11 protein-coding genes and 1 other annotated feature are annotated in these 12729 nt (G+C 44.0%); of the genes, 2 read left to right on the top strand and 9 right to left on the bottom strand.

The annotated features are described in order from the left end of the window. Positions 1-78: 78 nt before the first annotated feature. The 6 genes from ACFRAK_RS04225 to zapA all read right to left on the bottom strand — a co-directional run bounded on the left by ACFRAK_RS04225 (position 79) and on the right by zapA (position 6656). Positions 79-837 (bottom strand): GNAT family N-acetyltransferase, encoded by a 759-nt coding sequence (locus ACFRAK_RS04225; RefSeq protein WP_394571344.1) that lies wholly within the window; start codon positions 835-837, stop codon positions 79-81. A 216-nt stretch (positions 838-1053) separates the two neighbouring features. After that, positions 1054-1461 (bottom strand): DUF350 domain-containing protein, encoded by a 408-nt coding sequence (locus tag ACFRAK_RS04220; RefSeq protein WP_098370024.1) that lies wholly within the window; start codon positions 1459-1461, stop codon positions 1054-1056. Between the two features lie 65 nt (positions 1462-1526). Then, entirely contained in the window at positions 1527-3881 is a 2355-nt protein-coding gene (locus ACFRAK_RS04215) for an endonuclease MutS2 (RefSeq protein ID WP_387602518.1), read from the bottom strand. Between the two features lie 35 nt (positions 3882-3916). Continuing rightward, on the bottom strand, positions 3917-5635 hold the full coding sequence (gene polX, locus ACFRAK_RS04210; protein WP_394571343.1) for a DNA polymerase/3'-5' exonuclease PolX: 1719 nt from the start codon (positions 5633-5635) through the stop codon (positions 3917-3919). A gap of 210 nt (positions 5636-5845) precedes the next feature. Further along, positions 5846-6391: a CvpA family protein gene (locus ACFRAK_RS04205; RefSeq protein ID WP_260285364.1), complete on the bottom strand. Its 546-nt coding sequence runs from the start codon at positions 6389-6391 to the stop codon at positions 5846-5848. Positions 6392-6395: 4 nt separating this feature from the next. After that, positions 6396-6656 carry a cell division protein ZapA gene (gene zapA, locus ACFRAK_RS04200; RefSeq protein ID WP_048678967.1) on the bottom strand — a complete coding sequence of 87 codons (261 nt, stop codon included), beginning with the start codon at positions 6654-6656 and terminating at the stop codon, positions 6396-6398. Positions 6657-6828: 172 nt separating this feature from the next. On the opposite strand from zapA, the gene rnhC reads away from it, so the two are divergent. Together rnhC and ACFRAK_RS04190 are read left to right on the top strand one after the other, a co-directional pair. Further along, a complete protein-coding gene (rnhC, locus tag ACFRAK_RS04195) occupies positions 6829-7788 on the top strand; it encodes a ribonuclease HIII (RefSeq protein WP_260285365.1) in 960 nt (319 codons plus the stop codon). A 40-nt stretch (positions 7789-7828) separates the two neighbouring features. Then, on the top strand, positions 7829-8122 hold the full coding sequence (locus ACFRAK_RS04190; RefSeq protein WP_394571342.1) for a hypothetical protein: 294 nt from the start codon (positions 7829-7831) through the stop codon (positions 8120-8122). Here the strand turns inward: ACFRAK_RS04190 and pheT are convergent. The 3 genes from pheT to ACFRAK_RS04175 all read right to left on the bottom strand — a co-directional run bounded on the left by pheT (position 8088) and on the right by ACFRAK_RS04175 (position 12675). Next, complete coding sequence (gene pheT / locus ACFRAK_RS04185; RefSeq protein WP_394571341.1) at positions 8088-10502, bottom strand: phenylalanine--tRNA ligase subunit beta; 2415 nt, start codon at positions 10500-10502, stop codon at positions 8088-8090. The genes ACFRAK_RS04190 and pheT overlap by 35 nt on opposite strands. 28 nt (positions 10503-10530) lie before the next feature. Continuing rightward, a complete protein-coding gene (gene pheS, locus ACFRAK_RS04180; protein WP_098370018.1) occupies positions 10531-11571 on the bottom strand; it encodes a phenylalanine--tRNA ligase subunit alpha in 1041 nt (346 codons plus the stop codon). A gap of 58 nt (positions 11572-11629) precedes the next feature. Next, positions 11630-11872, bottom strand: a binding site (T-box leader). A 44-nt stretch (positions 11873-11916) separates the two neighbouring features. After that, entirely contained in the window at positions 11917-12675 is a 759-nt protein-coding gene (locus ACFRAK_RS04175) for a TrmH family RNA methyltransferase (protein WP_387602501.1), read from the bottom strand. Positions 12676-12729 lie beyond the last annotated feature (54 nt).

The following is a 12729-nucleotide window of genomic DNA, read 5'->3' as shown; positions in this document are numbered from 1 at the left end:
ATGAGAAATATGTCCTATACCGACCACAGGGAATATTGGATGCAACACTTAAAAAGGTGAACAAAAAAAGGAGTGGTTCTACTCCTTAGTTTTAATTCTATACCAATACTTATATTTTTCTTCAAACCCTAACTTTCCGTACAAGCTTAGAGCGGGCGCGTTTGTTTTTATCACCTGAAGATAAGCATTTTTTGCTCCATTTTCTTTACCCCAATGCAATAAATTACGCATGAGGATGGCACCAATGCCTTGGTTTCGAAAATTTTCATGGGTTATGATATTGTACAGGCCTATGTATTCGTCTTCCAAAACGCCCAGTCCACATGCTGTCACGGTTCCACCCTCATCAGTCAACAACATAAAGCATTTTTTTTGGATGATATTCCCTAACATCTTTTTCAGAATGGGTTGATCATGATCATTCATTTTACTTAGTAGGCAGAAATCATGAAACCAGTGATCATGTAAATGATCATACTTTATGACATTGATTTCATTCAGTGATTCTGTTTCTGCCAAATTCAATACTTGGACACTCGTTGTTCCCTCCAGGACATACCCAGACTCCTCCAATACACTATCCAAGTTGTGGGGCTTTGACTGTGGAGTCATTTTGTATATCGCCTTACCATTCCTAGCAAAATATAATTGTTCACAATTCAATACTTTCTTTTTCACATTTTCATACGATAAATAGATGGGGGCGATAGAATTCGCCCGTTTCATATATCCATCCGCAAATCGGATAACCCATCCGTCATAGATTTGGGTTTGCATGGCCGGTAAAGCATTCAGCGATAATTCTTCTATCTTTTGTATCAATTTGGGCTGATCCATAATCCTCCTCCTATTTTAGAAAAGTCTATTTGACCATTATTATTATACATGCCACCACCCACTCTTTTTAATTGAACTCAAATAAAAGAAGCGGCATAATGGCCGCTTCAGTTGAAGAATGTCATATAAATGATTCCAAACAGAAAAAAGATTCCGCAACAAACAATTAGGACTTTTGCTAGTTTCTCCACAGCTTACTCCCTCTCATGAAGGGCATTAAGAAATCCCTGCGCCGATGACAAAAGATAATGCGATTGATATGATCATCGATAGGAATCCAACTGCCCGATTATCTTTTTGTATCTCTTCATCTATTTTAAATCCAGGAGTCATAAATTCAAAAATGAAATAACCGATCAATAGCAGGACAAATCCGTATACGCCCCAGCCAATCATGGTAATAAGCGAATTCTGATGGAGAATGGACTGTTGGAATACATAAGCGATCCCAAATATTTTACCACCTGTTGCCAACGCGACGGAAAGGTTTCCTTGTTTGATTTCCTCCCAGTTCTTGTACTTTGTGACAAGTTCAAAAATGGCTAAAAAAACAATCATGCACAGAATAACGACACTGTAACGAGCAGCTATATATACATATTCATTTTCCCACATGTTCACCATGGTCCAACTCCCGAATGGTAACTAGCCACCCGGCTTGACTGAATGGCCGGAGTGACCGCTTTCCTTTATTTAAATTCCACCACCGTAACACCTGTTCCGCCTTCACCGGCTTCGCCGAAGCGAATCCTTTTGACAGAGCGGTGATTTTTCAAGTATTCCTGGACCCCGGACCGAAGAGCACCCGTTCCTTTACCATGAATGATGGAGACACTCGAATAACCGGCCAAAAGAGCATCATCAATGTACTTTTCCACTCTTGATATTGCATTTTCAAAGCGTTCTCCACGGAGGTCAAGTTCGACGCTAACGTGATAATCGCGGCCTTTGATCGTGGTGAGGGGCTTTGTTTCTTTTACTTTTGTGGTCTTGATGAATTCCAGGTCAGACTCCTTCACCTTCATTTTCATGATGCCGATCTGAACCTGCCATTCATTATTTGAGACCTTCTCGATCAAGTGACCTTTTTGACCGAAGCTTACGACCTTTACTTCATCTCCAGGTTTCAAGCTTTTATCCAGCGGCCTTGCAGCTTTATTTGATGTTTTTTTCACTTTTGGCGCTGCTTCTTCAAGCCGCTTTTTGGCATCGATCAGTTCATGCTCTTTAACATCGGCATGCTTTTCAAGTCGCAGTTTACGTAAGTCGGCAATAATCGCTTCCGCTTCCTTTTGTGCATTTTCAACGATTGCCGCTGCCTCTTTTGCTGCCTTTTCAACCATCGCATCCCGTTCTTCATGGTATTCACCAATTTGCCTTTGAAGGTCTTTATGAAGAATTTCCGCTTGTTCCAGGTGATTCTTGGCTTCCTGTTCTTCTTCTTCGGCCTTTTTACGGCTGTCTTCAAGGGACGCTATCATATTCTCAACTTTATTCGTATCCTCACCAATATGGCTGCGGGCGCTGCTTATCACGCTTTCTTCCAAACCAAGCCGTTTGGAAATTTCAAACGCATTACTCCTACCTGGTACACCGATCAAAAGTTTATAGGTGGGACTCAAGGTTTCCACATTAAATTCGACGCTTGCATTAATGACGCCTTCCCGATCATATCCATACGCTTTTAATTCCGGGTAATGTGTCGTTGCGATCACACGTGCTCCGCGTTTATACACTTCATCCAAAATGGAAATGGCCAAAGCAGCACCTTCCTGTGGATCAGTTCCCGCTCCAAGCTCATCGAATAAAACAAGGCTGTCATAATCGACATGCTTAAGGATATCGACAATATTGACCATATGCGAGGAGAATGTACTTAAGCTTTGTTCAATCGACTGCTCATCGCCAATATCGGCATAAACGGAGGAAAACACAGCCGTTTCGGAACCATCCAGCGCAGGGATTTGCAGACCGGACTGGGCCATTAACGTACAGAGGCCAATCGTTTTCAGGGTAACCGTCTTACCACCTGTATTCGGACCGGTGATGACGATTGTCGTAAATTCATCACCAAGAAAAATATCATTGGCCACGACAACATCACTCGGAATGAGCGGGTGTTTCGCTTTGAATAATTTCACGCGCCCCTCATCATTCAGAATCGGCTTGGATCCTTTTATCGCTTTTGCATACTTAGCCTTGGCGACAAGGAAATCGATTTGGGCAAGCACTTTGACATTATGAAGCAATTCAGGAGTGTAAGCACCGACTTTTTCCGATAGTTCGACCAATATCCGTTCTATTTCCTGCGTTTCCTTCACTCGGGTTTCCTGCAGGACATTATTCAGCTGAACGATTGCTTGCGGTTCAATGAACAACGTCTGCCCTGATGAGGATTGATCATGGATGATCCCGCCATACACACTCCGGTATTCCTGTTTTACCGGGATGACGAATCGGTCATTCCGGATGGTGATGATGGCATCGGATAACATTGTTGATGCATTGGAAGAACGGATCATGCTTTCTAGTTTTTCCCTGACGCGGCTTTCGTTCGTCCGAATTTGGTTTCTTAGGGTGCGAAGCTTGTCGCTGGCAGAATCCATCACTTCGCCATGTTCGCTTATTGCATACGTAATTTCCTGCTGCAAATCTATCAATGGATGAAGGGAATCAATATATTCAGCCAAAAGCGGAACATCAATTTCCTGCTCTGCAAGTTCTTCAAAGAAACGGCTAAGGATCCTGCCGGCACGAATCGTACTCGCAAGTTCCATCAATTCCATCGGTGAGAGCATTCCGCCAATCTGTGCCCTTTTTGCATGCGGACGGATATCAAAAATCCCGCCCAATGGCAAGTTACCTTTCAACCGGACGATTTTGGCTGACTCATCCGTTTCTTCCTGCCATCTCGACACCTCTTCAAAATCCGTGGAAGGCATCAATTGCTCTGCCTTCTCTTTTCCTATGGATGAGGATGCGTGTGAAATTAATTGTTCTTTTATTTTATGAAATTCCAATGTCTTTAAAGCTTTATTATGCATGGAGTTAAAGCTCCTCCTTATTTATGGGCAAATAGTTAATCATTTCTCTTTAAAAACGCCAATAATCCGTCCGTATCCCTTGCATTAAGAACCGTTGATTCTTTAATCCAGCCTTTTTTGGCTGATGAAACCCCAACAGGCATATGTTCAAGCATGTCGATGCTGTGGGCATCCGTATTGATCACGATCGGAACGCCTGCTTCCTGTGCCTTGCGCAGATGGGGAGGTGCCAAATCCAATCGGTTCGGGTTCGCATTCAATTCCAAGGCAGTATTCGTTTCACGGGCCAGTTCGATCAGCATCTCTATATCAACATCATATCCGGTTCGTCTGCCGATGATCCTTCCCGTTGGATGGGCAATGATATCTACATGCGGATTATTCAAAGCCGTTTTTAAGCGCTCCATGATCGTTTCCCGAGGCTGTGAAAAGCTAGAGTGAATCGATGCGATCACCAAATCAATCTCTGCAAGCAGCTCATCGTCATAATCAAGGGTCCCATCAGGAAGTATATCCATTTCAATCCCTGAAAGAACGGTAAAGTCAGCGTATTTTTCATTTAGCTCATGGATGATACGTTTTTGTTCACGCAATCGTTCCGCGGTCAAGCCGTTCGCCACTTTCAGATATTGCGAATGATCAGTGATGGCCATATACCGGTACCCTTTTGCACGGCATGCTTCTATCATTTCTTCAATCGTATGGGCACCATCACTCCATGTGGTATGCATATGCAGGTCACCTTTTATGGATTCTAAAGATATGAGAGGTTCATTAGCATCATAATGCTCCACTTCCGTTCCGTCTTCACGCAGTTCTGGCGGAATGAAAGGAAGACCAAAATGGTTATAAAATTGTTCTTCCGTTTCAAACGTCAATATATCACCGGTTTCAGCCACTTCCACCCCATATTCGCTGATTTTCTCGCCGCGATCTTTAGCAAGCTGGCGCATCCGCACATTGTGATCCTTCGAACCTGTAAAATGATGGAGTGTCGTGATGAATTCCTGATCCTTCACGATTCGGAAATCGACAGAAATATCATATTCATAATCAAGCACGACCGATACTTTTGTATCACCTGCTGCAATCACCTGCTTTATTCCCGTTAATGCAAGCAGTTGATCCTTAACTTCTTCGGGATGATCTGTCGAGATGATGAAATCGAGGTCCTTGATGGTTTCCCTCATACGCCGGATGCTGCCGGCCCTGGAAGAACGGATGATGTATTCCATGTTAGCAAGGGCCGTTTCAATATCATCCGCAATCGGCCTCATGAAGGCAAGGGGCAGCCGGTCGGGCCTTGAACCCGCTTCGGCAATTGCAGACAGGATCTTCTCTTCCGTCTTTTTGCCGAAACCGGCAAGCGCCGCGACCCTGCCTTCTTCACAGGCGATTTTAAGATCATTCACATCATTGACATGCAGCTCTTTATGAAGCTTGGCAATTTTCTTCCCGCCCAGACCTTGAAGCTGCAGAAGCAGAATCAATCCTTTTGGCACCTGCTCCTGCAGCTCTTCAAGTACGGTCGATTTCCCCTCATTCATATACTCTTCGATGACGGAGGCCGTTCCTTTCCCGATTCCATTTAAAGCGGTAAAGTCCTCGATGGCCGAAAGGCTCCGGTCATCCGTTTCCAAGGCGCCCGCTGCCTTCCGGAAAGCTGAAACCTTGAACGGGTTCTCTCCTTTTAGTTCCATATATATTGCAATCTTTTCTAATAGTTTAATGATATCTTTTTTATTAATTGTCATTTAATCCACCGCCCAAAAAATTAGTAGGGTGTCCATTGTTCACTTTCTTAAAGATACCTTTCTTGGAGGTAAAGTACAAGCAGTCAGGTTCTTAACTTTCGAATCAAATAGGGGGGAGTTACATCCTGCCACATAAAAAGGGGCCTCCCCCGTTCAAAGTATGGGAATCCAGGACTTTGAGAAAGGGAGACAGGCCCTCTTATACTGACATTAAGATTGTTTTACACCCTGAAACCAAAGTTCCTTCACTTGCTCGGAAAGGAACGGCGTATGTTTCACGATCGATTCTGCCAGAAATGAGCCAGTTAATGGTTTCTGGATGGAATCTATTGGCAGCATGGCAGCTATATATAATATAATAAACATGATAAGATAGACTTCGAGAAAACCCAATATCCCTCCACCCCAGCGATTCAGCTGCTTTAATATCGGTAGGTGGGTGATGAAATTGAGCATGGATCCTATCATTTGCCAAAGGATCTTGGCAGCAAAGAAAATGATTGCAAAGGCAATTGCATTGTAATATGCCGTATCAAGCCCGACTGTATCGAAAAACATATTAAGGGCCGAGGAATCACCCATCGTTGGGAACGGGATCCACAATTTCAAATTGGGAGCAAGATCTCCGTAAAATACATAAGCGACGATGAAGGCTACAATGAACCCTGTCATATGAACCGCTTGTAAAATGAAGCCACGCTTTAAACCGATTAATAAACCGATTAAAAGAATGGCCAGAATTGCTAAATCAAGCATGTACTCAGTCCTTCTCTCTCTTTAATTCCAGTTGAAGCTGGTCTAATTCATCTTTTAATTTAATATATTCGTGGATCGTATTCACGGCCGTTAGCACCGCTAGCTTGCTTGTATCCAAGTATGGATTTTTCATCCTGATCTCTCTCATTTTTTCGTCAACCATCGAAGCGACCAGGCGCATATGACTTGCGCTTTCTGTGCCGACGATTGTATATGGTTGTCCGTATATATCAACTGTTGTTTTATTTCGTTTATCGTCTGACAAAATGATGCCCCCAATCTAAACAATCCTAATTCTATCATATCATGAAGTTTTTCGTCACGAAAGAGAGTACATCGTCATTTCTCGCATAAAAATTTCAATAATTTGTCAAACGAAAGCGGATTTAGGAAGAAGATCACCTAATAAACAAAATGAAGTTAGGAGCTAACCCATTATGTCCCATGTTGTTTTACTTATCAGTCCTGAACAAATCAAAGCGATGAAGGCCCATTATTCTTCATCCTTGGCCGCCAAGCTGCCCCCGGGGAGCATCTTTTCCGCAAAACCGCCGCTATGTACGGTTACGGCCTATAAATCCGGTAAGGTCCTTTTTCAAGGTAAGAATGCCGAACTAGAAGCGGGAAAATGGCAAAAGGGCACCACTGCTGCGGCTCCAAAGAAAAAAACGGCATCCTCTGCATCGGTCAAGGCCCATCGATATTCGCCGCCTGCAAATATCGGAACCATGTCAGTGATCGGTTCCGATGAGGTCGGAACAGGAGACTATTTCGGCCCGATCACCGTCGTAGCCGTATATGCAAAAAAGGAGCAACTCTCACTATTGAAGGAGCTTGGTGTCCAGGATTCCAAAAATCTGAAAGATCCACAGATCATCGAAATTGCCAAACAGATTAAGGATGTAGTGCCCTTCAGCCTGCTCACATGCGACAACCCAAAATATAATGCGCTGCAGGCCAAGGGAATGTCACAAGGTAAAATGAAAGCACTCCTCCATAACCAAGCAATCAAGCATCTCATGCAAAAAATCCAGCCGGAACAAGCGGAAGCGGTCCTTATTGATCAATTCGCTCAACCAGAGGTATTTTTCAATTACCTCAAAGGCCAAGAACTATTCCAGGCTAATGCCACCTATCTATGCACAAAAGCGGAAGGCATTCATCTTGGAGTAGCAGCCGCATCCATCATTGCCCGATATGCATTCGTCAAACGCTTTGACTTGCTGAGTGAAAAAGCCGGATTCAAAATCCCTAAAGGTGCCGGATTTGCAGTCGATGAAGCAGCCGCAAGATTGATTCATGAAAAAGGAATCGATTCATTACACGAATTCACGAAAACCCACTTCGCCAACACAGAAAAAGCGAAGCGACTATTTCAACAGAAATATCATAAATAGAAGAAAGCGGCTGACCTTCCGGAACAGCCGCCTTTTACTCGTGTTTGCGCCATTTACTCGTGAGTTTGTGCCTTTTACTCGTGAGTTTGCGCTGTTTACTCGTGAGTTTGCGCCTTTTACTCGTGAGTTTGTGCCTTTTACTCGTGAGTTTGCGCCATTTACTCGTGAGTTTACGCTGTTTACTCGTGAGTTTGCGCCTTTTACTCGTGAGTTCTCGCTGTTTACTCGTGAGTTTGCCCCTTTTACTCGTAAAATCAAAATAGACAGCTCCCCATGTTTCAGGGAGCTGTCTTTTTGGTTTATCCTCTTAGTTCTGCGCCAGCTTTTTGTTTAACGGCTTCAAGAACTTTATCATGTGCTTTTGTAATGTCCTCGTCCGTTAGAGTACGTTCCGGGTCGAAGTATTTCAGTGAGTAGGCAATGGACTTCTTGCCTTCCTCCATTCTTTCACCTTCGTATAAGTCGAAGATGCTTACTTCTTTCAGCAGTTTGCCACCGGCTTCTTCAATAATATCCTGAATGTCCCCGGCTTTCGTAGCTTGATCCACAACGAGCGCGATATCGCGCGTGGTTGATGGATAGCGCGGAATGGTTTGGTACGCAATCGGAGCGACTTCGGCTTCGGCCAACGCTTTTAAGGAAAGTTCGAAAATGTATGTTTCTTTAATATCCAAGTCTTTTTGGACAGTTGGGTGCACTTGGCCGATAAAGCCAATCACTTCACCATTCAATAGTACTTCCGCTGTCCGTCCTGGATGCATGTCGTTAATTTCCGCTTGGCGATAACTGATTTGATCAGCTAATCCAAGTGTGTCGAATAATGCTTCGATCACGCCTTTGGCTACAAAGAAATCCACTGGTTTCTTTTCACCTTGCCATAGATGTGACTCCCATAGGCCGGTGATCGCTCCAGCAATATGTTCTTTTTCTTCAGGCAGTTCTTGTTCGTCACGCTTAAAGAATACCGAACCGATTTCATACAGTGCCAGTGAATCGATTTGGCGGGCATTGTTATATTTCACGATTTCAAGCAATTGAGGCACGATGCTTAAACGCAGCTGGCTTCTTTCTTCACTCATTGGCATTGCTAATCGAATGGATTCTCTTGCTTCCAAGGCGAATTGGGACGCTTTTTCCTGGCTTGTCAGTGAATAGGTTACTGCTTGATAAAGGCCTGCGCCTTCAAGTGTACGGCGTGCTTTCCGCCGTTTAATTTGATAATCAGTCAATTGGCCTGGGACAGCAGCACCGATCGGCAGTGTAGCGGGAATATTATCATATCCATATAGACGTGCAGCCTCTTCGACTAAATCAGCTTCAATCGTAATATCGCCACGGCGCGTCGGAACGGTGATTGTGAATGTTTCATTGTCAAGTTCCACGCCAAATTGCAGACGCTTGAAGATTGATTCCACAACTGATGCGGTCATGCTTGTTCCAAGAAGTGTGTTGATTTTATCAAGAGTGATGCTAATGACCGCAGGTTCCATTGTCAATTCATCAACTTCTGCTGCTCCTTGTAGGACTGTTCCGCCTGCATATTGTGCAATCAATTGTGCAGCACGTTCTCCAGCTTCACGTACACGGGCCGGGTCGACACCTTTTTCAAAGCGGGCACTAGCTTCACTGCGTAATCCATGGTCCTTTGAAGCTTTACGAACCACTGTACCTGCAAAATATGCACTTTCAATGATGATGTTCGTCGTATCATTTTTCACTTCGGAATCCGCTCCGCCCATCACACCAGCTATCGCTACAGGCTCGCTGCCATTTGTGATCACTAAATGGTCAGGTGTCAAAGTGCGTTCCGCTTCATCCAATGTTACGATTTTTTCAGCATCCTTCGCTCTGCGGATGACGATTTCCTTTGAACCAAAGCGGTCATAATCAAAGGCATGGAGCGGTTGGCCGTATTCAAGTAAAATGTAGTTCGTGATATCCACCACATTATTATGAGGTCGGATACCTGCAGACATCAACCTAGTCTGCATCCAAAGCGGTGAAGGTCCGACCTTGACATCCTTGATGATTTTAGCGATGTATATCGGGTTATCTTCTTTCGCTTCAACTTTGACACTGATATAATCAGTAGCTTTTTCAGCTGCCTCTTCTTTCTCGACAACCGGCCATTTCACTTCCCGGCCTAGAATGGCTGCCACTTCGTATGCAACACCAAGCATGCTCAATGCATCGGAACGGTTCGGAGTCAGCCCAAGTTCCAGCACTTCATCACTTAAACCAAGTTCCTCCAATGCATCTTTCCCCACTTCCACATCATTAGGGAAGACGAAGATACCTGTAGCATAATCCTTGGAAACGAGCTTGGATTCGAAGCCCAATTCCTGAAGCGAGCAGATCATCCCGTGCGATTCCTCTCCACGAAGTTTCGCTTTCTTAATTTTGAAATTACCTGGAAGGACTGCGCCAACAGTAGCGACTGCGACTTTTTGGCCTTTATCGACATTCGGTGCTCCACAGATGATCTGAACAGGATTTTCGGCCCCGATATCAACTTGGCATTTATTCAATTTATCCGCATTTGGATGCTGTTCACGTTCAATGACATGCCCGATGACGACCCCTTTTAGCCCTTCACTTTTCTTTTCCACCCCTTCAACCTCAATGCCGCTTTTCGTGATTTTGTCAGCTAGCTCCGTCGCATTGATGCCTGAAAGGTCAACATAATCTTGTAACCATTTATATGACACAAACATGGTAGGTCCTCCTTTTTAAAATAAAAATTTATGCTTCATGATGGTTGAATTGTTTTAAGAATCGAACATCATTCGTATAGAAATGACGGATATCATCCACACCGTACTTCAACATGGCAATCCGTTCCACGCCGATTCCAAATGCGAATCCAGAGTATTTCTTGGAATCGAAGCCAGCCATTTCAAGGACGTTCGGATGAACGATCCCGCCGCCAAGCACTTCGATCCAGCCTGTTTGTTTACATACGCTGCAGCCTTTACCACCACAGATTTTACAAGAAATATCCACTTCGACGGAAGGCTCCGTAAATGGGAAGAAACTTGGACGAAGACGAATCTCACGGTCTTGCCCGAATACTTTTTTCGCAAATACGTCCAGCGTTCCTTTCAGGTCGCTCATGCTGATGTTCTCATCGATGACCAAGCCCTCAATTTGCTGGAATTGATGGGAGTGTGTAGCATCATCGTTATCACGGCGATATACTTTTCCTGGGCAAATGATTTTAACAGGTCCTTGACCTTTATGTTTTTCCATCGTTCTGGCTTGAACAGGTGAAGTGTGCGTACGCATCAGGATTTCGTCCGTTATGTAGAAGGAATCCTGCATATCACGTGCCGGATGGCTTTTCGGCAAGTTAAGTGCCTCGAAGTTGTAGTAGTCGCTTTCGACTTCAGGACCTTCCGCAACGGTATAGCCCATACCGATGAATAAGTCTTCGATTTCTTCCACGACACGTGTTAATGGATGTAGATTCCCCTTGTTAACCGGACGTCCAGGAAGTGTGACGTCAATCGTTTCAGTTGCCAGCTTTGCATTGACTGCCGCAGTTTCAAGTGCTTTTTGTTTCTCCTCGATCTTTGTTGCGATCGCTTCCCTTACATCATTGGCCAGTGCCCCGATTTTCGGCCGTTCTTCGGCAGATAATTTACCCATGCCGCGCAATACCTCAGTGATTGGCCCTTTTTTCCCTAAATAAGCAACTCGGACTTCATTCAGTTCTTTTAATTCGGAAGCGGCGGCAACTTTTTGCAACGCTTCTTCCTGCAGTTCTAGTAAACGTTCCTGCATCATGTCTTCCTCCTTTATTTTCCTTTTGTAAAAATGAACACAAAAAAACCCCAATCCCTAAAGGGACGAGGTTTATGTATCGCGGTACCACCCTTATTAGTGCACGAACAAAAAAACTTCTGCACTCACTTCATTAAAAAATAACGGCTCTTCACCGGAACATTTTTCAGACATCATGTCTTCCCAATGCCAACTCGAAAGGTGAATTCCCTTAAGCAGTGCCATAAAAATGCTTTCAGTCAAGGCATTTTTTCCCTGGATATGGTTAACTTAAGCTACTACTCTTTGTCATCGTTGTTTTCATTATAAAATTCTGTTTTATTATATTATAATTCTTCGGCCGTTTCAAATCGATTTTCGTAAATAGTACATTAAAATCCCCGCAGCGATTCCCACATTCAATGATTCGCTTTTTCCGTAGATGGGAATATAAAGGTTTTTAGTCGTTTTCTCCAGTAATTCCTTCGATACTCCTTGGCCTTCATTACCGACGAGCAGGGCAAATCGGGAAGACTTTTCCACTTCTTCAAATGGCGATGCGCCTTCTAATGCCGTGCCATATACCGGTATGCCGCTTTCCTTCAGCTCATCGATGATTTCGGAAAGGTTCCCTTTAATGACAGGCATATGGAAGAGGCTCCCTTGCGTCGAACGGACCACTTTTGGATTATACAAGTCAGCACACCCTTCGCCAAGTATGACCGCATCGATTCCAGCTGCATCCGCTGTCCTGATCATCGTTCCAATATTCCCCGGATCTTGTACTGCATCGATCAACAATAATTTATCCGGATTGATGGACGCCATGCTCGTTGATTTCTGTTCACAAACCGCAGCAATTCCCTGAGGAGCTTCGGTATCACAAATCGCCTTCATAATATCATTTTTCACATAAATGAGTTCTGTGCCTTCCACCTTAAAATGGGCAGGCATTTCAGTTTCTTCATTGATGATCACTTCCAAGACGATTTCTTCTTTTAAGGCTTCTTCAACTAGGTGAAAACCCTCGACTAAATATTTACCTGTTTTATCTCGTTCTTTTTTCGTCAAAAGTTTTTTCCATTGCTTAACTTGCGGGTTTTTTACGGATTCAATATATTTCAAGGGTAAACGCTCCTTTAACTTCACACTGATTTTCCTATTATAACGCAATTCACA

It is taken from the genome of Peribacillus sp. NPDC056705 (assembly GCF_043656335.1).
This window is presented reverse-complemented; position numbering and strand designations above follow the sequence as displayed.